The following is a 26111-nucleotide window of genomic DNA, read 5'->3' as shown; positions in this document are numbered from 1 at the left end:
GCCCCAGCCTTGACGTTGTGGCGCATGCAGCCAACCGGGGTCTTCCTTCCGGGAGACGCCGTGAACCCATCCATGGGGGCTTGATCGCAGCATCCCTGCTGCTCACACTCCCGGAAGGAAGACCCCGGTCGGCTGCCCCGAGTTCTGACGATATAGTCAGATTTCTTTTAAACACTGAAACCAGTGATTGCTGACTAGGTTGAGTCGTCACTTACCTTGAAAGACCGCCTCTCGCCGTTCCAGGAAAGACTGGATTCCCTCTTTGACATCTTCACTGGCCATCACCGGCTGCAGGTCCGGGAACAAACGCTCCTTCGCAGCCTCTTGTCCCTCGGTGACAGCGATCTTCGAGGATTTCAGACTGCCTTGCACACCCAGCGGTGCTGCCTTGGCAATTTTTTCGGCGATTTCCAGAGCAACGTTAAACTGCTCGCCAAGCTCCACAAGTTCCTGTATCAACCCCCATTGATACGCCTGATCGGCGGTCCACTCATCACCAGTCAGCAGGTATCGCTGGGCATTGCCCCAGCCAATTTCACGCTGGAGGCGGATGGTGGCGCCACCGCAGGCAAAGATGCCGCGTTTTACTTCCAGTTGTGCGAAGCGCGCACCTTTGGCCGCGACTCGCACGTCGGTGTTGAGCATCATTTCCACGCCGCAGGTAAAACAGATGCCCTGCGCGGCAAAGACCACAGGTTTGCTAAGCGCCTGACCGGTAATGTGGAACGGATCCAGCTCGCCCTCGTTCGGCTCAATACCTTTGCCATTGGCAAACACGCCCGCCCAGTCGTCCAGTTGCAGGCCGCTGGTGAAGTGGTCGCCCTCCGCATACATCAGGCCGACCCGCAGTTCCGGGTCGTTTTCCAGCTGGTAATAGGCCGCCGCGATCTGATGATACATCTCGCGGTTCATCGCGTTCATTTTTTCAGGGCGGTTCAGCCCGATCAGCAAAATGTGGTTTTTCTTCTCAACACTTACCAGAGCCATTGCTCTCACCTTATGTATCTTATTTCTTGTCCGAGGTTCGCACACAAGTCTGGGCGCAATCGGCCGGGATCGCTTTCAGGGACCGTCTGTGGCCACGGATGGCCACAGTCGAGCGCACAGGGATGTGCTTGTAGCGTGTCCCTGAAAGCGATCCCGGCCGATTGTGCCTGCTCCACACTCAAAACCACTCAGATTTCATATTCAGACAGGTATCGTCCTGATTGCGCAGCAGAACCAGATCCTGAGCCACGGTTGGCAATTCCCAGTGGAAGAAATACTGGGCCGCCTGGAGCTTGCCCTGGTAGAAGTTGCGCTCTTCATCGGTGTTCGCAGAACCTAAAGCATGGGCAGCTGCGTTAGCCTGGCGGAGCCACATCCAGGCCACTATGATGTGGCCGAACAAATGCAGGTAGCAGGAGGCGTTGGCCAGGGTTTTGTCGGGATCGCCTTCCATGAGGGATTTACCCAAACTCTGGGTGACCTTTACCGCCTGCTGCAGAGTTTCGCTCAGAGACAGCGCCCACTGCTGGCAGCGATCGGTGGTGGCTGCCTGCAGATCCACCTGCATTTCCTGCATGAGCAGCTGCAGGCCGTGGCTCTGATCCTGCCAGATCTTCCGACCCAACAGATCGAGGGCCTGGATGCCGTTGGTGCCCTCGTGAATCGGGTTCAGGCGGTTGTCACGCCAGCATTGCTCAGCCGGATACTCCCGGGTGTAGCCCGCGCCACCATAGACTTGAATGGCCAGGTCGTTGGCCTTGGGGCCGTATTCGGATGGCCAGGCCTTGATGACCGGAGTTAGCAGGTCCAGCAGCTTTCCGGCTTCCTGGCGCTTCTGTTCGTCCGGATGGGTATGCTGGTCATCCATGAGTCGGGCGCCATAGAGGCAGAGAGCCAGGCCACCTTCACTGTAGGCTTTCTGGGCCAGCAGCATGCGCCGGACATCGGCGTGATCAATGATAGGCACCTGTGGGCTTTCCGGATTCTTCTCGCTGGCTTTGCGGCCCTGCAGGCGATCTTTGGCGTATTCGAGGCTGTGCATGTACCCGCGATAACCGATCACGGCAGCGCCGAAACCCACGCCAACCCGCGCTTCGTTCATCATCTGGAACATGTATTTCAGGCCCTGGTGGGGCTCGCCGACCAGATAGCCGTGACAGGGAGCATCATCACCGAAGCTCAGTGCGGTGGAGGTGGTTCCACGGTAGCCAAGCTTGTGAATCAGGCCGGCGAGGCTTACGCCGTTGCGCTCGGTGGGGTCGCCTTCGTCATCCACGAGGAACTTGGGCACGATGAACAGTGAGATGCCCTTCACGCCCGCCGGCGCGCCTTTGATCTTGGCCAGGACCATGTGGACGATGTTGTCCGTGATGGATTGCTCACCACCGGAGATATAAATCTTTGCGCCCTTGATCAGGTAGTGCCCTTCGTCGGTTGGAGACGCCGAAGTCCGGATATCCGCGAGGGAGGAACCGGCGTGGGGCTCGGTCAGGGCCATAGTGCCGCTGAAACGCCCGCTGAGCATGTTCGGAAGGAAGGTGGTTTTCTGCTCGTCGTTACCAAAAACCCGGATCAGATTGGCGGCGGCGGTGGTGAGAAACGGGTAACCCGCGGTGCCCGGGTTGGCCGCGGTGAAGAAACCGTTGCAGGCGGCCATGACCGATTCAGGCAACTGCATGCCACCAAGTTCATAGTCGTAACGTCCTGCGATAAAGCCCGCCTGAGCATAGGCGTCAAAGGCTTCCTTCACCTGCGGCAGCATCTCGACCTGGCCGTTGAAGAACTTTGGTTCGTCCTTGTCGGCAGCGCTGTTATGGGTCGCGAATTTTTCCCGCGCCATTTTGTCGGCGGTTTCGATGACGGCATCGAAGGTGTCGCGGTTGTGTTCGCTGAAGCGCTCGCGGGTGGTGAGGTTTTCGGTATCAAGAACTTCGTAAAGCTGGAACGCCAGGTCGCGGCGGTCGATCAGGGTGTCGGTCATGCTTGGTCTCCTGTTTGTTGTCGACAGCCTCTCACAACTGGTTTTTTCTGGAAACCGGCGTTTATGACATAATTATGGTCAATATTGCCAAGGCTTGAACGTAGATCGATTTATACGGTGCTCGCTGGCCGACTGTGGGATGGGGGCGTCTGCCCCAAAGCCTACTCAGGAGAATGTATGCGGAGAGTTTCTGTCATCGGTTTTGACGGGGCACTTGCAAGTGCTATTACCGGCATTATTGATCTCTTCCGGCTTGCCGGGGTGACCTGGGCGCGGATTAACGATGAAACGCCGACGCCCCAGTTCACAACCCGACTTCTCACGAAGGACGGAGCGCCCTGTCGTTGTATTAACGGGCTGACTATTCAGCCCGACGGAGCCTGGAATGAGCTTCTGCCAGATGACGATGGAAGTGACCTGGTGGTTATCCCGACTATCGGTGGCCCCATTGATGTCGTCCTGGCCGGAAACACGGAGTTGATTAAGTGGCTCGGCGCTTTTCGTACTTCCAACGCCGAGCAGGTTCGGGTAGCCAGTAACTGTACCGGTGCGTTTATGCTTGCCGAAGCGGGGCTGCTGGATGGTCGTCAGGCGACGACGCATTGGGGTTTTAGTCATCAGTTCCGGCAGCGTTTCCCGGCGGTGAACCTGCAGCCGGACAAGCTGGTGACGGTGGACGGCGACATTGCCTGCGCCGGGGGTGGGATGGCCTGGTGGGATCTGGGGATTTACCTGGTGGAGCGGTACGCAGGGGCCCAGGTAGCTCGGGAGCTGGCAAAAGCGTTTGTGATTGATGCCGGGCGAACCAGCCAGGCGCCTTACAGTGCCCTGCAGGCCCGGCGCTATCATTCCGACGCTGCCATTCTGAACCTGCAGGACTGGTTGGACAGCCATTACAGCGAACCCGTCACTCTGCAACGCCTGGCGTCACTGAGCGGATTAACGGAACGTTCTCTGATTCGCCGCTTTAAGACGGCCACCGGCGATACGCCCACCGGGTACCTGCAACTTCTGCGGATTGAGGTTGCTCGTCAGCATTTGGAGAAATCGCGGTTACCCATTGATGAAATCACGCAATTGGTTGGGTATGAAGACGTGAGTTCTTTCACCCGATTGTTCCGCAAACATTCCGGACTTTCCCCGGGTGCCTACCGGTCACGCTTTGTCAGGTAATGCGGGGATGCGCCCAAATGGCCCGGGTTATGCATCTGTTTTCAGGGAAGGCCAATGTTCGGCCTGAAACGTAAAGAAGACCGACAGGTGTCACTATGGGGAGGTCCGCCATGAATGCACCGATCAGACAAAGCCAGGCAGATATTTTGAGCAAGCTGTACGACATGAAGCGCAAGCAGATCGAGCAGGCACTCCAGCAAGGAAACAGCCTGCGCTGTCAGGTACTTGAAGCCGAAGCCGAGGCGATTTCCAACGCACTGAAAACCGCCCGTTAACCCGTCCAGCCCCTTTTATCCGGAGCCATACTTCTTCAGGCGTCGGCTCCAGCGCTGCTTCGCATACCGGCGAAGGTTAGAGACATTATCGGTTTCATCCATAATTTCCGTGCCCAAAAGTGTCTCCAGTATGTCCTCCAGCGTCACTATTCCCAGCCAAGTTCCCAGTTCGTCATAGACCACCGCCAGGTGTTGCCGTTCTCGCAGCATGTCCGAGAACAGGAATTCGATGTTTGTGTTGCCTTTAACTCGCTTTATTTTCCGCATGTGTTCCAGCAAGTCGACGTCGGCATCGAGGTTGATCAGATCTGCCCGATGCAAATATCCGAGCGCCTCGCCCTCTTCATCGATTACTGGATAGCGGGAGAACGGTGATTTTCTGACCTGTTCCCGAAACTGTTCGTAGGTGATATCCGGATCAACGTATTTGCAGACCGTCCGTGGTGTCATCACGGAACTGACCTTGATCTCGTGGAATCGAAGAACGTTGTGAATCATCCGCCGCTCGTCTTCGTCCAGAGCCTGCTGATCCTTTCCTATCTCCGCCAGGGCACTAATCTCCGCACGGATATCAACGTCTGCCTCACCGGACCCAATTCGGCGAGTGACCTGTTTCGACAACCAGATGAACGGCAGCAGCGCCTTGATCATGAAACCCAGAATGGCTGGCAGCCGTGGCGCAATGCTCCGCCAGTACTTGGCGCCAATGGTTTTAGGAATAATTTCCGAGAGGATCAGAATGGCCAGGGTCATCACCGCAGAGGCAAGCCCGAGCCAGGCTTCCCCAAAAACCACCGTTACCTGGGCTCCGACGCCGGTAGCGCCCACCGTGTGGGCAACGGTGTTCAGTGTAAGGATTGCGGACAGCGGATCATCGACGTCGTCTTTCAGTTTGCGCAACCGGGCGAACAGCTGCGGCCTCTCTTTTTTCAATGAGGCGATGTAGCTCGGAGTCACCGAAAGCAGAGCCGCTTCAAGAATGGAACACAAAAAAGAAATGCCAATCGAAAGTACTGCGAAGGCGATAAGTAATGTCATAGTTTGGCTGCGACTTCCGTTCCCTGCCGGATGGCCCGTTTTGCGTCCAGTTCTTCGGCAACGTCTGCGCCGCCGATAAGATGTGCGTTCACTCCAGAGTCCGACAACTGGTCGAAAAGTTCCCGGAAGGGTTCCTGGCCGGCGCAAATGATCACGTTATCCACAGCCAACACCCGGTTTTCCGTTACCTTGCCGTCTTTGTCGGTCACGGAAATGTGCAAGCCCTGATCGTCAATCCGCTCATAGCGACAGCCCCTGAGCATTTCCACTTCTCGGTGCTTCAGACTATTGCGGTGGACCCAGCCCGAGGTCTTGCCCAGACCGCCACCGACCTTGCCGGTTTTTCGCTGCATCAGGTAAATCTTTCGGGGCGACGGTGTCGGCTGACGCTCGGCCAGGCCACCGGGGCCATCAAAGTGCGGGTTAACACCCCATTCTGCCTGCCAGTCGGCAACGCTGACCTGTTCGCCCTCGGGATGATGGCTGAAATCATGGGTCAGGAATTCGCTGACATCGAAACCAATGCCGCCAGCACCAATAACCGCGACATTCTCGCCAACGGGTTTGTTATGGCGAAGGACATCGAGGTAACCCAGCACCATGGGGTGATCGATGCCCTCAATTGTCGGTGTTCTTGGCTTCACGCCAGTCGCGATCACCACGTCATCAAAACCTTGCGCCTTCAGTGAATCCGCGTCGACGCGGGTGCCAAGCTTGAGGTCAATCTCCAATAGCTCGATCTGGCGCTGGTAATAGCGAAGGGTTTCGTAGAACTCTTCCTTGCCCGGGATTCGTTTTGCGTAGTTGAACTGGCCGCCGATCTGGTCATCCGCTTCGAAAAGAGTTACCTGGTGGCCCCGTTTCGCGGCGGTTGTCGCTGCCGCCAACCCCGCAGGTCCGGCGCCTACCACCGCGACGCGGCGCACAACAGGCGCTACCGTCAACACCAGCTCGGTTTCGTGGCACGCTCGCGGGTTCACCAGGCAGGATGCCCGCTTGGCCTGGAAAGCGTGGTCCAGGCAGGCCTGGTTACAGGCAATACAGGTGTTGATTTCATCACTGCGGCCCTGTTCGGCCTTGCGCACGAACTCGCTGTCTGCCAACAGAGGCCGGGCCATCGACACCATATCGGCCTTGCCCGCGGCGAGGATTTCTTCCCCTTTCTCCGGGGTGTTGATGCGGTTGGTGGTGCACACTGGAATATCCACTTCGCCATAAAACTTGGCGGTGACATCGGCGAAGCCGCCACGGGGCACTGAGGTGACAATGGTGGGAACCCTCGCTTCGTGCCAGCCAATACCAGTATTGATGATGGTGGCTCCGGCCTGTTCGATGGCCTTGCCCAGAGTCACGATCTGGTCCCAGGTCTGGCCGCCCTCAACCAGGTCCAGCATGGACAACCGGTAGATGATGATGAATTCAGGCCCAACGGCTTCACGCATACGGCGGACAATTTCCACTGGCAGGCGCGTACGGTTTTCGTAAGGGCCGCCCCATTTGTCTGTCCTCTTGTTCGTCCGCTCACACAAAAACTGGTTGATAAAATAGCCTTCGGAGCCCATTACCTCGACGCCGTCATAGCCGGCAAATTTGGCGAGCTTCGCGGCACTGACGAAATCGTTGATCTGCCGCTCAACCCCTTTGGAGGAGAGGGCGCGGGCCTTGAACGGACTGATCGGCGCTTTGGTTGCCGACGCTGAGACAATCAGCGGCTGGTAGCCATAACGCCCTGCGTGCAGAATCTGCATACAGATCTTGCCGCCTGCCTCATGCACCGCGCTGGTAACATGACGATGTAGCAGGGCCGTTGCCCGGTTGTTCATGGTTGAGGCAAGGGGGGCCAACTGCCCCACCAGATTGGGCGAGAAGCCACCCGTGACCATGAGCCCAACGCCGCCTTCTGCGCGCTCGGCAAAGTACCGCGCGAACTTGTGGATGTTCCAGAACCGGTCCTCAAGGCCCGTATGCATGGACCCCATCAGCACCCGGTTCTTCAGTTCAGTGAAGCCGAGATCCAGGGGTTTCAGAAGGTTGGGATAGGTGTCGCTCATGAGAGTCTCTCTATAAATATTTATCGCGAGTATACACTTGATCAATGGCAAGTTGACTTGACCTTCCAGACGGGGCACGTATCATCGGCAATCAAGTTTGACTGACGGAGCAACCATGACCGCAAGGTCCTACGGCTGCACAAGAGTTACCCGCCCACCTGTTACCGCTGACATCGCGCGGCACCGGGGACGTTTACCGTACTTCCCGGACCCGCCTGCTTTCTGCTGATCCACCCCACCCCCAATGCCGTAAAGGCGTCGGCGCTCAATGTGCAGGGTGGCTGGCCGGAGACTAGACTCAGGCAAACATGCCTTCAATACTCACGTAAAAGAAAACCAATAACGAGGTTGCGATGTCGCTACCGCTGGTTGTTTTACTGCCTTTTCTGGGTGCCATAGCTGCACCTCTGTTCGCCCAGGGCGGCAGAACGGCGATTGCCGTTGCATCTTCTGTACCCGCTTTGATCGCACTCGCAGCCCTTTTCCCGCATTGGGAAACCCTTGCTGACGGCGGCGTTGTACTGCACAGCTACGAATGGCTTCCCGCACTCGGCCTCTCTTTCAGTTTTCGTCTGGACGGGCTGTCCCTGCTGTTCGCTCTGCTGATCCTGATCATCGGGCTGCTGATCATTCTCTACGCTCGCTATTACCTGAAAGCCCATGAAAACGTCGGCAAGTTCTACGCCCTGCTGCTGTGTTTCAAAGGATCGATGCTCGGCATCGTCCTCTCAAGCAACCTGCTACTGATGATGATTTTCTGGGAACTGACCAGCCTGACCTCATTCCTGCTGATCAGTTTCTGGACCCATAAACAGGACGCCCGCCGTGGCGCCCGGATGGCACTCGCGGTAACCGGCGGCGGCGGCCTTGCACTACTCGCCGGCATTCTGATCATCGGCAACATTGTTGGCAGCTTCGAACTTGATGACGTGCTGGCAGCCGGAGACCAGATAAAGGCTCATGCCATGTATCCGGTCGCTCTGACCCTGGTACTGCTGGGCGCGTTCACCAAATCGGCCCAGTTCCCGTTCCATTTCTGGCTGCCTCACGCCATGCAGGCACCGACACCGGTATCTGCCTACCTGCACTCGGCCACCATGGTCAAAGCAGGTATCTTTCTCATGGCCCGGCTGTATCCGGCCCTGGCAGGCACTGAACAGTGGTTCTACATGGTCAGCTTTACCGGCATGGCCACCCTGCTGATTGGCGCCTATGTGGCCATGTTCAAGCATGACCTTAAGGGACTTCTGGCGCACTCAACGGTCAGCCACCTGGGCCTGATCACCCTGCTGTTCGGTATGGGCACGCAGCTCGCCGCCGTGGCCGCAGTCTTCCACGTGATCAACCACGCCATCTTCAAAGCCTCTCTGTTTATGGCGGCCGGAATTATCGATCACGAGACCGGCACTCGGGACATGCGCCGCATCAACGGCCTGTGGCGCTACATGCCCCACACCGCGACCCTGGCCATGGTGGCCGCTTCGTCCATGGCCGGTGTTCCACTGCTGAACGGCTTCCTGAGCAAGGAGATGTTCTTCGCCGAGTCACTGGAGTTGAACCTGCCGGGTCTTTGGGCCTGGCTACCACCAATTGTCGCCACTCTCGCCGGTATTTTCGCTGTGGCGTATTCAGCCCGTTTTGTCCACGATGTATTCTTCAATGGTAAACCCGTGGATCTTCCTATTTATCCACCTCATGAGCCTCCTCGCTACATGAAGTTTCCGGTTGAGATCCTGGTATTTGCCTGCATCATGGTCGGTGTTTTCCCTGCTATCTCTGTCGGCCCTCTGCTCCATATCGCCGCCTCGGCCACGCTCGGCGGCGACGTGCCGGACTACACGCTTTCTGTCTATCATGGCTTCAACCTTCCGCTAATCATGAGCTTTGTCGCGTTCTTCGGTGGTCTGTTGATGTACAGCCAGCGCCAGCGCTTCTTCGACTTCCATGCCCGATTCAAGGAGATTGATGAGAAGGCGGTGTTTGAAGCGGTGGTCCTGCGAATTGTCGATCTGGCCAACAGATTCACCACGCGCATCGAAAATGGCTCGCTTCAGCGATACGTCATGCTTCTTTTGGTAAGCGCCACAGCGGTCGCAGCCATGCCGCTTCTTGGCCTTGGCATTTTTGTTGGCGAAAACGGGCTAAGCCCGGTAGATTTGCCAACAGCGATCGCGGCCGGTCTGTTGATCCTCTGTGCACTGACAACAGCCATCCTGCACCGGCAGCGGTTCTATGCGCTTGTTCTTCTGAGCGTGGTCGGCCTGATCGTGGCTCTGGCTTTCGCCCGCTTCTCAGCACCAGATCTCGCGATGACACAGCTTTCCGTCGAAGTCGTGACCATTGTTCTGCTGATGCTGGCGATCTTTTACATGCCTGCATGGACTCCAATCGAGACACCGCTGAAACGTCGGCTGCGGGATATTGCCATTGCCGCGGTTGCCGGGATTGGCATGACGCTGGTCACCCTGGCCATGCTGACCCAACCGTTCAGCTCGATTTCTGATTTCTTCCTCGAAAACAGCAAATCCGGCGGTGGCGGTACCAATGTGGTCAACGTGATCCTGGTGGACTTCCGGGGCTTCGATACCCTGGGCGAGATCACCGTTCTGGCCATTGCGGCTCTGGGTATTTACGCCATGCTCAAGGACACTGCCCTGACGCCACCGCCCAGCGACGGCGAGGGCCATGCGTGGACACGCGATTCCCACCCGCTGATGCTACGGTTGATTGCCCGGCCCATGCTGCCACTGGCACTGATGGTATCCGCATTCATTTTCCTGCGGGGCCACAATTTGCCCGGTGGCGGCTTTATCGCCGGCCTGGTCACTTCGGTTGCCCTTATCCTCCAGTACATTGCCAGCGGCATGAACTGGACCGAGGACCGAATCACTTTCCGCTACCACAACGTTATCGGCCTGGGCCTGCTGTTCGCAACGGTTGCCGGCGCCGGAAGCCTCGCCTTTGGCTATCCGTTCCTGACCTCCACGTTCGATTACATAACCTGGCCCGTGGTTGGCAAATTTGAGGTCGCGTCCGCCCTTATATTTGACCTGGGCGTCTATCTCACCGTGATCGGCGCTACCCTGCTTGCGCTGGTCAGTATCGGCCGAATATCCCCCCACTCCGCCATAAAAAGTAAAAAGGAGGGTGCGTAATGGAGCTTGTTTTTGCGCTGGTCATCGGTGCGCTGACGGCCTCCGGCGTTTATCTGATTCTGCGGGCTCGCACCTTTCCTGTGGTAGTGGGCCTGACCATGTTGTCCTACGGCGTGAATCTTTTTCTCTTCTCCAGCGGACGCCTGGCAACCGGCCAGCAACCGGTCCTCGGTACCGCGGCGAGCTATTCCGACCCTCTGCCACAGGCACTGGTACTGACTGCTATCGTGATTGGCTTCGCCATGACCGCGTTCGTTGTCGTGCTGTCACTGCGCAACCTGGCAGACAACGAGGACGACCATGTGGATGGCAAACAACCGTACAAATCGCCTGCCCCGGAAGAAGAGGAGGTAACCGGTAAATGAACCACTGGCTTACCGCTCCTGTTCTGATTCCTCTGTTAGGCGGCATTCTTCAGGCTTTCATGGGCTATGCGCCCATCAGTCTTCGCCGCACGCTGGCATTGGCTACAACCGTCCTGATGCTGGTTTCTGCCATCGTGCTTCTGGTAATGGCAGACGACGGCAGCTATCGAATCTATGCATTCGGCAACTGGCAGCCACCGTTCGGGATCGTATTGGTTCTGGATCGCCTGGCGGCCCTGATGCTGATCATGACGGCGGTTCTGGCGCTGTTCTGTCACATCTATTCGATCGGCGGTGCTGACGACGGCAATCGCCAGTTCCATGCACTTTTCCTGTTCCAGCTGATGGGGCTGAACATCGCCTTCCTGACCGGTGACCTGTTCAACCTGTTTGTTGCTTTCGAGGTACTGCTCATTGCCTCGTACGGTTTGCTAATGCATGGCGGCGGCACGATAAGGACCGTTCCAGGCCTGCACTATGTTGTGCTGAACCTGATTGGTTCTGCCGTATTCCTGATCAGTGTCGGCATGATCTACAGCGTCACCGGCACCCTCAACATGGCAGACCTCGCCGTCAAGATTCCGCAGGTTTCCGGCGAAGGTCTGAACATTGTCAAAGCCGGCGGCATGATGTTGCTGGTGGTTTTCGGTCTGAAGGCCGCAATTCTCCCCCTATGCTTCTGGCTACCCCGTGCCTACTCCAAAGCCACGGCGCCCGTGGCCGCCCTGTTCGCGGTTATGACCAAGGTTGGCATCTATGCCATTCTGCGGGTATATCTGCTGATCTTCGGCGATGACGCCGGCGAACTCGCCAATCTGGGCATGGACTGGCTATTCCCGATTGCCCTGGCCACCCTCGCCATGGGGGTTATCGGTGCGCTGGGATCCGGCAGCCTGAAAACATTGGTCGCCTGGCAGGTCATCATTTCCGTGGGTACATTACTGGCGCCGATTTCCCTCGGTTCCGAAGCAGGCTTGTCTGCTGCCCTGTTCTATCTGTTGAGCACCACCTGGACGGTTGGTGGTCTGTTCCTGGTGTCGGAGCTGGTGGCCAACCAGAGGGGCTCGGCCCGGGACCGAATCATTACCGCCCCCAAAATGCAGAACCGCACCTTCCTGAGCGTGCTGTTCCTGATCGGTGCCGTTGCAGCGGCTGGCCTGCCGCCACTGAGTGGCTTTTTTGGCAAGGTACTGATTCTGCAATCCGTGCAGTCGGGAACCGAAATGGCATGGCTCTGGTCAGTACTTCTGATCGGCAGTTTCCTGACCGTTATCGCGTACAGCCGCGCTGGCAGTATAGTTTTCTGGCGCACGGTGGATGGCCACCTGGAAAAACCAGATCCGCTCAACGGCCGGATTTCTGTCGCAGCCGGTGCCCTGACCGCACTTGCAGTGGTGATCGTTGTGCTTGCCGGCCCTATTACCCGCTACACCGATGCCACGGCAGAACAGTTGCACAACAAGGATGCCTATATTGAGATCCTGCAAACCAAGATGGTCAGGGAGGATAGCTGATGCTTGATCGCCTGAGTTTTCCCCAGCCCTGGCTAAGCCTTACCCTTTTTATCACCTGGCAGTTTCTGAGTGACGGAATAAGCGGCGGCAGTGCGGTACTGGGCCTGATCCTGGCGTGGGCAATACCGCAGATAACCCAGGGCTTTTGGCCGGATCCGCCGGCATTCATCAAGGCCTGGAGAGTGCCCGCCTACCTCCTGCGCGTTATCTGGGATATTGTTATCGCCAGTGTTGAAGTGGCAAGGCTCATCCTCAGCCCGCGGCCGGCACGTCCTGCATTTGTCTGTTATCCCCTGGAGCTGGAGCACCCTCTGGCCATCACAATTCTGGCCAGCACCATCTCGTTGACGCCAGGCACCGTGAGCGCTGACGTCAGCGATGACAACAAGCTGCTACTGATTCACGCGCTTGACGCGGAGGACGATCAGACAGTTATCAATACGATCAAAACCCGCTACGAGAAGCCTCTGCTGGAGATGTTCCAATGATAGTTACCGCCCTCTACATCACCATTGCCATGGTCACTGTGGCGGCGCTTTTGAATGTATACCGTCTGATCAAGGGACCGGATGCACCCGATAGAGTGCTGGCACTCGACACGCTCTACATCAATGCCATTGCTTTGATTATTCTGCTCGGCCTCACACTCGGAACACGCATGTACCTTGAGGCGGCTCTTCTGATTGCTGTAATGGGCTTTGTTGGCACCGTCGCCATGGCCAAATATCTGAAGCGGGGCAGCGTCATTGAGTAAGCCCACACCCGGCAAACAAATGCTCCTGGAGGAAACACCCGATGAATCCCTACGCTGAATTCGCCATCTGCCTGCTTTTGATCATCGGCGGCGCATTTACCCTGATCGGCGCTATTGGTCTGGCTCGCCTACCCGACTTCTTTACTCGCCTTCATGGCCCCACCAAAGCCACCACGGTTGGAGTGGGCGCCATCGTGATCAGCTCTGTGATCTACTTCAGCACACTTGGACAGGGTATTGGTATTGAGGAATTCCTGATCACGGCCTTTCTGTTCATGACGGCGCCTGTGAGTGCCAACTTCCTGGCAAAAGCTGCCATGCATTTGAAGGTTAACACCACAGAAAACACCCGGGGCCATCCCTGGGACCAGTAATTCAATCAACAATGCCAAGAACTTTTTGTGCCAAGGAATCGTATTAAATACTGATTATAAAAACCGCCGTTAACTGCAGGACGTTTTCACTTGGGTCTTAAAGGAGCACCCTTGCATGATGTTACTGGCTGTGCTTTCGGGATTTTTACTGGCCGTGGCGGTTCCCGCGCTCTATCGCGTGGCAGGCAAACACATCGGCTGGGTGCTGGCCCTGCTCCCCGCATTGCTCACGGCCTACTTTGCCAGCCTGATCCCGGCGGTCAGCGGTGGTGAAACTCTTCTGATTCGTAACCAGTGGATGCCCGGACTCGGCGTCTCGCTGGATTTCATGGTTGATGGCCTGGCACTGGTCTTCGCGCTTCTGATCAGCGGTATCGGAACCTTTATCCTGATCTATGCCGCTTCCTACCTCGAGGGCCACAAGGATCTCGGCCGATTCTACGTCATCATGCTGTCGTTCATGGCGTCGATGCTGGGGCTGGTGTTATCCGATAACCTCATCACTTTTTTCGTGTTCTGGGAACTGACCAGCATCACTTCCTACATGCTGATCGGCTTCAACCATGAAGATGCAGAAGCCAGGAAATGCGCTCTGCAAGGACTCTTCGTCACAGCGGGAGGCGGCCTGGTACTGATGGCCGGTCTGATTCTCCTGATCTTCATCACCGGCAGCTATTCGTTCTCCGAGATACTGGCATCCGATCTCGCCATTCACGAACATGGTTACTACACCGCGGCAGCGGTTTGCATACTCATCGGAGCCTTCACCAAGTCTGCGCAGGTACCATTTCACTTCTGGTTACCCAATGCCATGGCTGCGCCCACTCCCGTTTCTGCCTACCTGCACTCGGCGACCATGGTCAAGGCCGGCGTCTATCTGCTGGCGCGTCTGAATTCATCCATGGACGGGGATGCGCTTTGGAGCAACTCCCTGATGTTTTTCGGCGCTGCAACCATGCTCACTGGCGCCTACCTGGCTTTCAGTAGCACCGGCATCAAGAAGGTGCTGGCATACTCCACGGTCATGGCGCTGGGCACCCTGACCATGCTCATCGGGGTCGGCACGGAAAAGGCGATCATCGCTTTCGTCTGCGTTCTGGTGGCACACTCGCTGTATAAGGGCGCCTTGTTCATGCTTGCGGGTGCGCTGGACCACGAAACCGGCACCAAAGACATCACCAAAATGGGCGGGCTATGGCGCAGCATGCCGAGGACAGCGGTTATTACCGGGCTGGCTGCATTGTCGCTGGCAGGGCTTCCGCCACTCTTCGGCTTCGTTGCCAAGGAATTGATGTTCGAGTCGGTTATCAACTCGCCGGTGTGGCCCTGGGGGCTCCTGACGGCGGCTGTCGCTTCTTCGATTCTGGTCGTGGCCGTAGCGGGACTGGTTTTCCTGAAGCCGTTTTTCGGTCCCGTTCACACCACCCCGAAACAGCCCCACGACGCGCCCGTCGCCATGTTGATTGGCCCGGCCGTATTGGCCCTTCTGGCGCTGATTTTTGGCGTGGCGCCGTTTTTGCCCGCAACCTTTGTGCTGGATGCCACAGTCTCATCCGTCTATGGCAGCGGGGTAAAGACGGCCCTCGCCTTGTGGCACGGCGTGAATGTTCCGTTGATGCTGTCTGGCGCCAGCCTCCTCGCAGGCTCCCTGCTTTTCGTAACCTGGCAGCGACTGCATCCGACGCTTTATGCCGTCAACACCGCCGCCAGCCGCGTTGGCCCTGAGGCGGGGTATTTCCGATTCATGCTCGGGATCACCCAGGTTGCAAGCTGGCAAACCCGAGTCCTGCAGAACGGGGTTCTCGGCATCTATCTGCTGATCCTCGTTCTGGTCACCTTCGGCCTGACTGGCTACACGCTGTTCACCCGCCACGGTTTTCATCTGGATTTCGATTTCAACAATGGCTACTTCTACGAGTTTGGCATCGCTCTTCTTATCGTTGCGGCAACCGTGTTTGCCAGTGTCACCCGGTCCCGGCTTGGCTCCGTTGCCTCGGTCGGTGTGCTCGGTTTTGGCGTGGCCCTGATATTTATCCACTTCAGCGCCCCGGATCTTGGCATCACGCAGCTCCTGGTGGAGACTCTGACTGTTATCTTACTGGTGCTGGTGCTCTTCAAACTGCCGCCTTTCGTCAACCTCTCATCGCCCTGGGAACGTTTCCGGGACCTGGCGGTGGCTGTCTTTGCCGGCGCGATCATGACCCTGCTGATGCTTGCGGTACTGGATATCCAGTACTTCGACAGTATCTCCAGTTATTACATTGAAAACAGTTATGGCCTGGCCTTCGGCAAAAACATCGTCAATGTAATTCTGGTGGATTTCAGGCAGCTGGACACCCTGGGAGAAATCTTTGTTCTGGGCCTTGCGGCGATGGGTGTTTACTCGATGGTCAAACTCAGGGCGGAGGACCAGCACAAGCCATGAAAACCAACACGCTCATACTCCACACCGCCGCTCTCGCCATTATGCCGCTACAACTGATGTTTTCGGTGTTCCTGCTTTTGCGCGGGCACGACGAACCTGGCGGCGGTTTTATCGGTGGACTGGTGGCGGCAAGTGCTTTCGTGCTTTATGCCTTCGCCTTTGGCGCTGAATCAACACGCAAGCTGCTGCGTGTCAGCCCGCGGGATATTCTGGCGGCCGGGTTGCTCTTCGGTCTCGCCTCAACAATCCCTGCCTTCTGGACTGGCCAGGCCATGCTTACCGCTCTCTGGTGGGAGGTTCCACTCCCAGGTGAGGGCTATCTGAAACTATCAACCGTTCTGATTTTCGACATTGGCGTGTACCTGGCCGTCCTGGGCACGCTGATGACCTTTGTGATCAGCCTGATGGAGTCGGAAGAATGAACAGTGCATTCATTGACAGGGAGATGGCTCAGTTATGGAAACCTTGATGGCCTATGTCGTTGGGCTGCTTTTTACAGCCAGCATATACATGATGCTGCGCCGCTCTATCGTCAAACTCGTCATTGGCCTGATCATTCTGAGCAACGCGGCCAACCTTCTGATTTTCGTCGTCGCGGGTTTGACCCGGGGCGCGCCACCGCTGATTCCCGAGGGGGCGAGTGAAGTCGTTGGAGCAGTGGCCGATCCACTGCCACAGGCCCTTATTCTCACCGCCATTGTGATTGCTTTCAGCGTCCTGGCGTTCGCCGTGGTTCTGATCCGTCGTGCCTACGACGTGGTCGGAACCGATGACCTGGACAAGATGAAGGATACGGATACTTGAACCCGGAACTCGTTCTCCCGATCCTGATACCCCTGACAGCCGGAGCTCTGTCCCTGGCATTCTGGCGATCCATCAATCTTCAGCGGGTCCTTGCAGTTGTTGCCACCGGGCTGTTGCTGGCGGCCGGCATCTGGCTCATGCGCTCAACCATTGAGCAGGGATTTCTGGTGGTGGAAATGGGCAGTTGGCCTGCGCCCTTCAGCATCGTGCTGGTGTCCGATGTTCTTGGCGCCATCATGATAGTGCTAACCGGCATTATCGGCCTTGCCATCGCAATCTATTCGCTGGCCTCAACACCGAGAGGTCATGAAAAATTCGGTTATTACCCCCTGATGCACCTGCTGCTTGCCGGCGTGGCCGGAGCCTTTCTGACTGGCGATATATTCAACCTGTTCGTCTGGTTCGAGGTGATGCTGCTCGCATCGTTTGCCCTTCTGACCCTGGGCGGAGAGCGAGCCCAGATGGAAGGCGCCATCAAGTACGTGACCCTGAACCTGTTCTCGTCGGCTATTTTTCTCTCCGCCGTGGGCCTGCTTTACGGGATGGTGGGCACCCTGAACATGGCAGACATCGCCCAAAAACTGAACAGCGTGGAAGACCCGGGCATGGTGACAGTGGTCTCCCTGATGTTCATGGTATCGTTCGGCATCAAGGCGGCGGCGTTCCCCCTGTTTTTCTGGCTCCCCGCCTCCTATCACACGCCGCAAGTCGCCGTCTCAGCGCTGTTTGCAGGGCTGCTGACCAAGGTAGGGGTTTACGCACTCTATCGGGTATTCACGCTGATCTTCACGCAGGATGTCGCCTACACACACACCATATTACTCTGGGCCGCAGCCCTGACAATGCTGACCGGCGTGCTCGGCGCGGCGGCGCAGTTCGAATTTCGGCGAATCCTGTCTTTCCACATTGTCAGCCAGATCGGCTACATGCTGCTGGGGCTGGCGCTATTCACGCCTCTGGCCCTGATTGGTGGCGTGTTCTACATCATGCACCACATCATTGTGAAGACGAATCTGTTCCTGGTGAGCGGCATTACCTACCGTCTCCTTGGGAGCTATGAGCTGAAGAACCTGGGAGGAGTTTACCGTCAGCGCCCTTACCTGGCTCTGTTGTTTTTGATCCCGGCGCTGTCGCTCGCCGGTATTCCGCCTTTGTCCGGCTTTTTCGCCAAGTTCATTGTCGTGAGAGCAAGCCTGGAAGCCAGTGAATATGTCATCTCCGCCATCGCTCTGCTGGTTGGCTTGCTGACCCTGTACTCAATGATCAAAATCTGGGCGGAAGTGTTCTGGAAAAAGGTTCCCGACCATGTGACCGATGTCGACCGGCTCAACGGCGAGGTAAAAGATGCGCACAATTGGGCCTACTATGTGCCGGTGGTTGGGCTTGCGGCTTGCACGCTCATTATTGGTCTTTACGGGCAGCCGATTTACGTTCTGGCCGAGACGGCCGCAGACCAGTTGATGAACCCGCAGCTATACATAGAAGCGGTTCTTGGAGGGATGCCGAAATGATCGGTCTGTTCTGGAATGTGCTGCTTGCAATCGCCTGGGTAGTGCTCAGTGGCAGCGTCACTGCCATGAACCTGCTGGCAGGTTTCTGTTTTGGCTACATCGCGCTCATGGTACTGCAAAACCAGGTGCCTGCCTTGAAGGGCTACTCCCAGAGGATTCCGCGATTAGTCGCTTTCCTGGTCTTTTTTCTGAAGGAACTGGTGAAATCGAACCTGCGGGTTGCTTACGATGTTGCCACACCGGTTTGGCACATGAAGCCCGGTGTCATCGCATTCCCGCTGCAGGCAAATACCGACATGGAGATCATGTTTGTCAGTAGCGTCATCTCCCTGACACCGGGGACCCTCAGCCTGGATGTTTCCGATGATCGACGGGTGCTGTTTATCCACGCCATGTTTCTTCAGGACGAGGAGCAACTCAGAAATGACCTGAGGGAACTGGAACACCGAATCCTGAAGGTTATGCGCTAGGGGTCACCATGCTTGTAATCGCCATTAACATTGTTTATCTCATGCTTTCCCTGGCGCTGCTCTTTGCCTTCATCCGACTAACCCGGGGCCCTTCTCTGGCGGACCGTGTGGTTGCACTGGAGCTGATTGCATCCGTGGTGGTTGGCTACGTTGGAGTTCACGCCATCGATACCGGTGTCTCCAGTTTTCTTGATGTGGCTATCGTGATATCCCTCACAGCCTTCCTTGCCGCGATAGGGTTCGCCAGATTTCTCGAGCGCGGAGGTGTCAAGGATGAGTGAAATTTTCGTTTCTATCCTGTTACTGGCAGGGGCCTCGTTCATGGTGCTTGCAGCCATCGGTATCGTAAGGTTGCCGGACCTGCCAACACGCATGCATGCATCCACCAAAGCGGGCGCGATGGGCGCCATACTGACGATGGCCGGGGTGGCGCTGCATTTCTCCGACAGCGCCGTCGCGGCACGGGCGATCGCGTTCATTGTGTTTATCCTGTTAACGGCACCGATCGCTGCTCATGTCATAGGGCGGGCGGGTTATTTCACCGGTATTTCGCTCTGGAGTGGTACCACCAAAGACGAACTGCGGGAACGATACGATCCAGACACTCACAAGCTTTACAGCGGACTTGAGGCTAAAACAGAGCGACCAGTGCTCCACAACGGTAAGGACGCCTCGGACTGATTATTTTATCATTGGAAGTGCACAAAATTCCCGTATAGTAGGCCCCCAAACTTATTCCAGGAGCCCAGCACATGCTGCAAGTAAATGAATATTTCGACGGCCAGGCCAAGTCGATTTCCTTCCAGACCTCGACCCTGCCAGCCACCGTTGGTGTGATTAGCCCGGGCGAATATGAGTTCGGTACCAGCAAGAAAGAAACCATGACTGTCATCAGCGGTGCGCTCACAGTCCTGCTCCCGGGCATGGAAGAGTGGATGACCTACGGTGCCGGCGAGAGTTTTGACGTAGCGGGCCAAGCCAGCTTCAAAGCAAAGACCGACATCGATACCGCTTACCTCTGCACTTACGAGTAATACTGCCGCCCTGACGGGCGTGTCCGCAGAGCGAAACGGACATTACATCTAAGCTACCGTTGGCTCTGAATTTTTTCACTATTACCGGTTCCTGTTTCAGCCAATCTGTGTCAGATTTATTCCTGTTTCTCGCGATAACACCAACAACTGGGAAAGAGGAAACAAGTAATGGCACAGACCCGCATCCTATCTCCGGCTGACAACGCCTATCAGTACCCACTACTGATCAAACAGCTCCTACTTTCCGGACCTCGCTATAACCCGGATCAGGAAATCGTCTACTCCAACCGCAGCAAGTACACCTATACCGATCTGGTTGAACGCATCCACCGCCTGGCAAACGCCTTGACCGATGCCGGTGTAAAACCGGGAGATACGGTTGCGGTGATGGACTGGGATACACCCCGGTACCTGGAGTGCTTCTTTGCCATTCCGATGATTGGTGCCATTCTGCACACGGTTAATATCCGGCTATCTCCAGACCAGATTGTCTACACCATGAACCATGCAGAGGACGATGTGGTTTTGGTGCACGATGACTTCCTCCCGATCATTGAGGCCGTCAAAGACGAGATAAAAACGGTCAAGACCTGGATTCAGCTCACCGACAGCGATGCCGCAAAAAAGGCACCTGTTGACGCTATCGGGGATTATGAGGGTCTGCTCGCCAAGGCCAATGACAAGTTCGACTTCCCCGACTTCGACGAAAACAGCGTAGCAACCACCTTCTACACCACGGGTACCACCGGCAACCCGAAGGGCGTTTACTTCAGTCACCGCCAGCTGGTCCTGCATACGCTGGCCATGACAGGCACCGTGGCATCGTTCGATGAAATGCCATTGATGCGCTCCTCGTCCGTGTACATGCCGGTGACGCCCATGTTTCACGTGCATGCCTGGGGTGTGCCCTATGCCGCCACCATGATGGGCATCAAGCAGGTGTATCCCGGCCGCTATGAGCCTGAGCTGCTGGTCGACCTTCTCAAGGAACACAAAGTGACCTTCTCCCACTGCGTGCCCACCATCATGCAGATGATGATGGCCACAGAGTCCATCAAGACGGCCGATCTGAGCAACTGGCACGTGCTGATCGGTGGCAGCGCCCTCACTAAAGGCCTATGCGATGCGGGGGCCAAGCTCGGCATCAAGATGTACACCGCGTACGGCATGTCTGAGACCTGTCCGCTGCTCTGCGCTTCGCACCTGAAGCCCGAAGATCTGGAGCTGCCTCTTGAGCAGCAAACTGCAATCCGGGTGAAGACCGGCATTGCCACGCCCATGGTTGAGCTGGAAATCGTCGACCCCGAGGGCAACCCGGTACCCCACGATGGCGAGGCCAAGGGCGAAATCGTGGCCCGCGCGCCCTGGTTGACGCAGGGGTACTTCAAGGAGCCCGAGAAAGGCGAACAGCTCTGGGAAGGTGGCTGGCTTCACACAGGCGACGTTGCCTCTATGGAGCCGGACAACACTATCACCATCAAGGATCGCATCAAGGACGTGATCAAGACCGGCGGTGAGTGGCTGTCTTCACTGGACCTGGAAAACCTGATCAGCCAGCATTCCGCTGTCGCCGGTGCTGCCGTGGTGGGTGTACCCGATGAGAAATGGGGCGAACGCCCGCATGCTCTGGTCACCCTGCAGCCGGGCGAGCAAGCCAGTGCCGAGGATATCCAGAACCATCTGAAGCAATTTGTGGAAAGCGGCGAGATCAATAAATGGGCGATCCCGGAGCATATTGATTTCGTGGAAGATATTCCGAAGACCAGTGTTGGCAAGATTAACAAGAAACTGATTCGGGATCAGTTGCAATAACTCAACGGATTGCCACCCGGTTAAGGCCGGGTGGCAATAACGTCCAGTTCAACCAGTAATTCTGGCAGTGCCAGCGCTGAAACTCCAACTGTGGTATCCGCAGGCCAGGGTTTCTCGAAGTAGCGCTCTCGCATCTTCATAACACTTTCAAAGTGATTCACGTCGGTAAGGTACACGGTTATCTTGAATATCCGCTCGACACCCGATCCTGCCGCGCTCAGCGCCCGCTCAATGTTCTTCATTGCCTGATCTATCTGAGCATCAATGTCTCCCGGACCAACGATCTGCCCACGCTGGTCGATCGCTGCCTGCCCCGAAAGGAATATGAGATTACCCACGCAGTGTCCTTGCCCGATGAGAAAATTGTCAAAGGGATCGGGATCGAGAACGATCGGTTCTGTGCCAATTGTCATATCATTCTCCGGACTGATCATCGCCCACTGCACGGGGATCGGCGCTTATCTGCTTCAACCGCCGCCAGAGAGTTGTCTGGCTGATACCAAGGTATTCCGCTGCTTTGGTCTTGTTGCCCCCGAAGCGATCAAGCGCCTTAAGGATTTCCTCCTGCTCTACGGACTGAAGATGACCGCCCTCCGCAAACCCGGAGTGGCCACGATCTGTCGATTCGAACAACTCCGGGGCCAGGCTTTGAAGCTGGGAAGCGAACTGTTCCGTTGATGAATAGAGCGTGGAAGACACCAGCAAACGCTCCATCAGATTTTCGAGCTGACGAACATTACCGGGCCATCGATAGCGCCTGAACCGGGGAACCAGAACCTCTGCTAGGGCATTTTCATCGGCATCAATTCCGTACTGTCGGCCGAGTGACTGGATAAAGTGGCGGGTCAGGGGTTCGATATCGTCTGGCCTCTCCCGCAGTGGCGGCAGATTCACTATGAACACGTTGAGCCGATAGTAGAGGTCTTCCCGAAACCGCCCGGCGCGAACCTCTTCCAGAAGATCGTGATTACAGGCAGCGACAAACTTGATGTTGAGTGCAATGGACTTGCGCGAGCCGACCGGCCGCACTTCCCGCTCCTGCAGCACCCGCAGCAGTTTAGCCTGCTGCGGCACGGGCAGAGAATTGATTTCATCCATGAAAAATGTTCCGTTGTTGGCGGTTTCCAGCAAGCCGGATTTACCACCACTACGCGAACTTGTGAAAGCACCATCCGCATAGCCGAACAGTTCTGACTCAAACAGTTCACTGGGAATGGCGGCACAGTTAATCGCAACAAAAGGTCCTTCTTTGTTGGCACTGGAATCGTGAATCATCCTCGCCGCGAGCTCCTTACCTGTCCCGGTTTCCCCTCGAAGCAGTACTGCGCCCGGAGTCGCACCGTAAACTTGAAGAAAATGCGTGACCTCCGCCATGCGACCAGACTGGTATATAAGCCCGCTGGCCTTGACTTCAGAACCGGATTTGCTCTGAGGCGCCGCAGTTACGGCATACAGGTGCCCCACTCGCCGGCCATCGATTTCAAAGGCGCTTTTCTGGACCCGGCACAGCCGGTCTCCGACTGGAATACCCTCGGCAACCGTATCTGGTATTTGCAGAAACCGGCTATCCAAAAACCGATCAATCCGCTTATTTCGAGCCAGTCCCTTTACCAGATTCAGGGCACTTCGGTTGAATCCGATGACCTGTTCGTCCCGGTTGGTGATGATGGTCGGACTGCTTGCACTATCCATAAGGAACTGCACAAACGCTCGGCGTTCGCCTTCCCGTTTGTGCTCGCCGGCGACGGCGATCGCCTTACGAACCATGTGTCGACAGGATTCGCGGGAGTAGACCATGACAAACGGCAGGCCTTCCTGCTCCGCCAGATCACAGATAAAACTGGAGCCAATCACTACACCGATGCCGTCTTTCTCAATACCATGGAAGGTTTCCCGCGCTTCCTCTGCTGTCTTGTAGGTACGGTGCACGATGTCGACACCTTCCACGTAGTCGAGGAATTCGGTCCATGTGCTCTGGTGCTCGTAGGTCAACAGGAGAATCTTGTTGCTGATCTGCCTGGCCTTCAGCACGGCATTGACCAGATCGGATTGCCTGAGCTCCAGTGCCACGACCGGCACCGGCAAGGTGTCTTTCAGGTAGTGCGCGTTTGCGCCGGCGCTGATAAACACATCCACGGCGTCGTGCTCAACCAGACGCCGCGCAGACATGAGGGCATCGCTGAAGATGCTGTCGATGATGATAATTTCAGCGATTGACTGGAATTCCGGGATCAGGGAATGGACCATTTTGCTGAGCTTGGAGTTGCCAATCAGGCAAACCTTCACCCGAGCCGCTTCAGCGTTATTGAACTCCATCATCACCTCCTCACTCCGGTTCTACTCAAAAAGCCAGGGCTCCAGGGCTCTTCGGTTCGCCTCGTAGGCCTGAATAGACTCTGAAAAAGTCAGGGTACGACCTATCTCATCCAGCCCGTTGAGGAGGTTCTCCCGCCGACCCGATTCAACCACGAAACGCCAGGTTTTCTTCGGACTGCGAATCTCGAAGTGCTCCAAATCCACCGTCAGTTCCAGACCGTCCGTGTCACTGGCCAACTCGAATAACTCGTCAATGGTTGCCTCGTCGAGTATTACCGGAAGCAGGCCATTGTTAAAGCAGTTGTTGAAGAAAATATCACCAAAACTGCTGGCAATAACCACGCGAACGCCAAAGTCCTTCAGCGCCCAGACCGCGTGTTCCCGGGACGACCCACAGCCAAAGTTTGCCCTGGCCAGCAGGATGGAAGCACGGTCGAAGGGCGCCCGGTTCAAAATGAACCCGGGATCCGGCCTGCGCTCCGAGGCAGGGATGTCCACATCACCCGGGTCCACGTATCGCTCATCATCAAAGAGGAAGTCTGCAAACCCGGTTTTCTCCAGCATTTTGAGATACTGCTTGGGCAGAATTGCGTCGGTGTCCACATTCGACCGGTCGAAAGGAACCACCAGACCGGTGTGTGTTTTGAATGCCTCCATCCTAAACCCCCCTCACATCGGTCAGTTCGCCTGCCAACGCAGCCGCAGCGGCCATCAGCGGACTCATCAGATGCGTCCGACCGCCCTTGCCCTGCCTGCCCTCAAAGTTCCGGTTAGAGGTGGAGGCACAGCGCTCACCAGGGTTAAGGCGATCGTCATTCATACCGAGGCACATTGAACACCCCGCCGCCCGCCACTCGAATCCAGCATTGCGAAAAATCATATCCAGACCTTCCCGCTCTGCCTGCAGTCGAACCTGGCCAGACCCGGGAACAATCAGAGCCTGTTTCACCGACCGGTGCACCTTCTGTCCTTGCACCAGGTTGGCGACGGCCCTCAGGTCCTCCATACGGGCATTAGTGCAGGAACCAATAAAAACCTTGTCAATGGCCACGCCTTTCAGAGACTGACCCGGCTCAAGCCCCATATAGTCCAGAGCACGCCTGACCGATTCCCGTTTGTCCGGTGCCAGTTGAGACAGATCCGGGGTCTTGCCGTCGATGCCGGTAACCATCTCAGGGGACGTTCCCCAGGTAACCTGGGGAACCAGCGCTTCCAATGAGAAATGCTCCTCGCGATCGAACTGTGCGTCCGCGTCCGATACCAGCGTGCGCCAGTACTCTCGCGCCTGCTCCAGACGCTTACCCGTGGGTGCCTGCGGTCGGCCCTGAACGTACTGTTCGGTCGCCTTGTCGTAGGCCACCATGCCGGCCCGGGCACCGGCCTCGATACTCATGTTGCAGATTGTCATGCGCCCCTCCATGGAAAGGTTCCGGATGGCTTCGCCGGCGTATTCAATGGCGTAACCCGTTCCACCTGCGGTACCGATGCGGCCAATCAACGCCAGGATCAGGTCTTTGGGTGTCACCCCGAATCCGGGCTGGCCCTCGAACACCACACGCATGTTCTTCTGTTTTTGGGTCCGCAGCGTCTGGGTGGCCAGTACATGCTCCACCTCACTGGTACCGATGCCCATAGCCAGAGTCGCGAAAGCGCCGTGGGTCGAGGTGTGGGAATCGCCGCAGACAATGGTCATCCCCGGCAGCGTAAGACCTTGCTCAGGCCCCACCACGTGTACGATGCCCTGTCGGGCGTCTTCCAGTTCGATCAACGAAACCCCGAATTCCTCGCAGTTGCGGGACAGCGTTTCCACCTGCTTTCGCGCGACTTTATCGGCAATTCCAGAAATACCGAGTTCCCGCTTTCGGGTCGGTACGGCATGATCGGGCACCGCGACGTTGGCGGCGATGCGCCAGAGTTTTCGGCCGGTCGCCCGCAGGCCGGAAAAGGCCTGGGGCGTGGTCACTTCATGCAGCAAATGGCGGTCGATGTAGAGCAACGCCGAACCATCAGGCAGCTCATCCACCAGGTGGCGCTGCCAGAGCTTGTCGTAAAGCGTACGCGCAGCCATGTTG

At 56.8% G+C, this 26111-nt stretch carries 25 protein-coding genes; 17 read left to right on the top strand and 8 right to left on the bottom strand.

The window, feature by feature from the left end:
• Positions 1-207: 207 nt before the first annotated feature.
• Positions 208-987, bottom strand: coding sequence for a crotonase/enoyl-CoA hydratase family protein (locus tag CFT65_RS07895; protein ID WP_088827514.1), 780 nt, complete (start codon positions 985-987; stop codon positions 208-210).
• Between the two features lie 178 nt (positions 988-1165).
• Entirely contained in the window at positions 1166-2968 is a 1803-nt protein-coding gene (locus tag CFT65_RS07890) for an acyl-CoA dehydrogenase (RefSeq protein WP_088827513.1), read from the bottom strand.
• A gap of 177 nt (positions 2969-3145) precedes the next feature.
• On the opposite strand from CFT65_RS07890, the gene CFT65_RS07885 reads away from it, so the two are divergent.
• Both CFT65_RS07885 and CFT65_RS19020 read left to right on the top strand, forming a co-directional pair.
• Positions 3146-4141: a GlxA family transcriptional regulator gene (locus CFT65_RS07885; protein ID WP_088827512.1), complete on the top strand. Its 996-nt coding sequence runs from the start codon at positions 3146-3148 to the stop codon at positions 4139-4141.
• A 110-nt stretch (positions 4142-4251) separates the two neighbouring features.
• A complete protein-coding gene (locus CFT65_RS19020) occupies positions 4252-4416 on the top strand; it encodes a hypothetical protein (protein WP_172408437.1) in 165 nt (54 codons plus the stop codon).
• A gap of 15 nt (positions 4417-4431) precedes the next feature.
• Here the strand turns inward: CFT65_RS19020 and CFT65_RS07880 are convergent, their stop codons facing one another.
• Positions 4432-5454 carry a CNNM domain-containing protein gene (locus tag CFT65_RS07880; RefSeq protein WP_088827511.1) on the bottom strand — a complete coding sequence of 341 codons (1023 nt, stop codon included), beginning with the start codon at positions 5452-5454 and terminating at the stop codon, positions 4432-4434.
• Positions 5451-7505: an NADPH-dependent 2,4-dienoyl-CoA reductase gene (locus CFT65_RS07875; RefSeq protein ID WP_088827510.1), complete on the bottom strand. Its 2055-nt coding sequence runs from the start codon at positions 7503-7505 to the stop codon at positions 5451-5453. Before CFT65_RS07875 ends, CFT65_RS07880 begins: the two co-directional genes overlap by 4 nt.
• Before the next feature lie 353 nt (positions 7506-7858).
• Between CFT65_RS07875 and CFT65_RS07870 the strand changes: the two genes are divergently transcribed.
• The 15 genes from CFT65_RS07870 (at position 7859) to CFT65_RS07800 (ending at position 21723) form a co-directional block, all read left to right on the top strand.
• The gene (locus CFT65_RS07870) at positions 7859-10660 is read left to right on the top strand and encodes a monovalent cation/H+ antiporter subunit A (protein ID WP_088827509.1); all 2802 of its coding nucleotides are present in this window, start codon (positions 7859-7861) and stop codon (positions 10658-10660) included.
• Positions 10660-11025 carry a Na+/H+ antiporter subunit C gene (locus CFT65_RS07865; RefSeq protein ID WP_088827508.1) on the top strand — a complete coding sequence of 122 codons (366 nt, stop codon included), beginning with the start codon at positions 10660-10662 and terminating at the stop codon, positions 11023-11025. Before CFT65_RS07870 ends, CFT65_RS07865 begins: the two co-directional genes overlap by 1 nt.
• The gene (locus CFT65_RS07860; RefSeq protein ID WP_088827507.1) at positions 11022-12539 is read left to right on the top strand and encodes a monovalent cation/H+ antiporter subunit D; all 1518 of its coding nucleotides are present in this window, start codon (positions 11022-11024) and stop codon (positions 12537-12539) included. Before CFT65_RS07865 ends, CFT65_RS07860 begins: the two co-directional genes overlap by 4 nt.
• The gene (locus CFT65_RS07855; protein ID WP_088827506.1) at positions 12539-13027 is read left to right on the top strand and encodes a Na+/H+ antiporter subunit E; all 489 of its coding nucleotides are present in this window, start codon (positions 12539-12541) and stop codon (positions 13025-13027) included. Before CFT65_RS07860 ends, CFT65_RS07855 begins: the two co-directional genes overlap by 1 nt.
• A complete protein-coding gene (locus CFT65_RS07850; RefSeq protein WP_088827505.1) occupies positions 13024-13293 on the top strand; it encodes a K+/H+ antiporter subunit F in 270 nt (89 codons plus the stop codon). Before CFT65_RS07855 ends, CFT65_RS07850 begins: the two co-directional genes overlap by 4 nt.
• A 41-nt stretch (positions 13294-13334) precedes the next feature.
• A complete protein-coding gene (locus CFT65_RS07845; protein ID WP_014577869.1) occupies positions 13335-13667 on the top strand; it encodes a Na+/H+ antiporter subunit G in 333 nt (110 codons plus the stop codon).
• A gap of 115 nt (positions 13668-13782) precedes the next feature.
• Entirely contained in the window at positions 13783-16092 is a 2310-nt protein-coding gene (locus CFT65_RS07840; protein ID WP_088827504.1) for a putative monovalent cation/H+ antiporter subunit A, read from the top strand.
• Entirely contained in the window at positions 16089-16514 is a 426-nt protein-coding gene (locus CFT65_RS07835; RefSeq protein ID WP_062781697.1) for a Na+/H+ antiporter subunit B, read from the top strand. Before CFT65_RS07840 ends, CFT65_RS07835 begins: the two co-directional genes overlap by 4 nt.
• Before the next feature lie 34 nt (positions 16515-16548).
• The gene (locus CFT65_RS07830; protein WP_088827503.1) at positions 16549-16896 is read left to right on the top strand and encodes a Na+/H+ antiporter subunit C; all 348 of its coding nucleotides are present in this window, start codon (positions 16549-16551) and stop codon (positions 16894-16896) included.
• On the top strand, positions 16893-18407 hold the full coding sequence (locus tag CFT65_RS07825; RefSeq protein WP_088827502.1) for a Na+/H+ antiporter subunit D: 1515 nt from the start codon (positions 16893-16895) through the stop codon (positions 18405-18407). The genes CFT65_RS07830 and CFT65_RS07825 overlap by 4 nt, the downstream gene beginning before the upstream one ends.
• Entirely contained in the window at positions 18404-18877 is a 474-nt protein-coding gene (locus CFT65_RS07820; protein WP_088827501.1) for a Na+/H+ antiporter subunit E, read from the top strand. The genes CFT65_RS07825 and CFT65_RS07820 overlap by 4 nt, the downstream gene beginning before the upstream one ends.
• Before the next feature lie 8 nt (positions 18878-18885).
• Positions 18886-19158: a monovalent cation/H+ antiporter complex subunit F gene (locus CFT65_RS07815; RefSeq protein WP_088827500.1), complete on the top strand. Its 273-nt coding sequence runs from the start codon at positions 18886-18888 to the stop codon at positions 19156-19158.
• Entirely contained in the window at positions 19151-19558 is a 408-nt protein-coding gene (mnhG, locus tag CFT65_RS07810; RefSeq protein ID WP_088827499.1) for a monovalent cation/H(+) antiporter subunit G, read from the top strand. Before CFT65_RS07815 ends, mnhG begins: the two co-directional genes overlap by 8 nt.
• Before the next feature lie 71 nt (positions 19559-19629).
• On the top strand, positions 19630-19911 hold the full coding sequence (locus CFT65_RS07805) for a pyrimidine/purine nucleoside phosphorylase (protein ID WP_088827498.1): 282 nt from the start codon (positions 19630-19632) through the stop codon (positions 19909-19911).
• A gap of 168 nt (positions 19912-20079) precedes the next feature.
• Positions 20080-21723 carry a fatty acid--CoA ligase gene (locus CFT65_RS07800; protein WP_088827497.1) on the top strand — a complete coding sequence of 548 codons (1644 nt, stop codon included), beginning with the start codon at positions 20080-20082 and terminating at the stop codon, positions 21721-21723.
• Between the two features lie 20 nt (positions 21724-21743).
• Here the strand turns inward: CFT65_RS07800 and CFT65_RS07795 are convergent, their stop codons facing one another.
• Genes CFT65_RS07795 through leuC form a run of 4 tightly spaced genes read right to left on the bottom strand, consistent with a single transcriptional unit; the run spans position 21744 to position 26107 of the window.
• Positions 21744-22136 (bottom strand): RidA family protein, encoded by a 393-nt coding sequence (locus CFT65_RS07795; protein ID WP_228705805.1) that lies wholly within the window; start codon positions 22134-22136, stop codon positions 21744-21746.
• A gap of 1 nt (position 22137) precedes the next feature.
• On the bottom strand, positions 22138-24039 hold the full coding sequence (locus CFT65_RS07790) for a sigma 54-interacting transcriptional regulator (protein ID WP_172408436.1): 1902 nt from the start codon (positions 24037-24039) through the stop codon (positions 22138-22140).
• Positions 24040-24060: 21 nt separating this feature from the next.
• Positions 24061-24696 carry a 3-isopropylmalate dehydratase small subunit gene (gene leuD, locus CFT65_RS07785; protein WP_088827495.1) on the bottom strand — a complete coding sequence of 212 codons (636 nt, stop codon included), beginning with the start codon at positions 24694-24696 and terminating at the stop codon, positions 24061-24063.
• A 1-nt stretch (position 24697) separates the two neighbouring features.
• On the bottom strand, positions 24698-26107 hold the full coding sequence (gene leuC, locus CFT65_RS07780; RefSeq protein WP_088827494.1) for a 3-isopropylmalate dehydratase large subunit: 1410 nt from the start codon (positions 26105-26107) through the stop codon (positions 24698-24700).
• Positions 26108-26111: the final 4 nt, after the last annotated feature.

Source organism: Marinobacter sp. es.048 (genome assembly GCF_900188435.1).
Classification (GTDB): domain Bacteria; phylum Pseudomonadota; class Gammaproteobacteria; order Pseudomonadales; family Oleiphilaceae; genus Marinobacter.
This window is presented reverse-complemented; position numbering and strand designations above follow the sequence as displayed.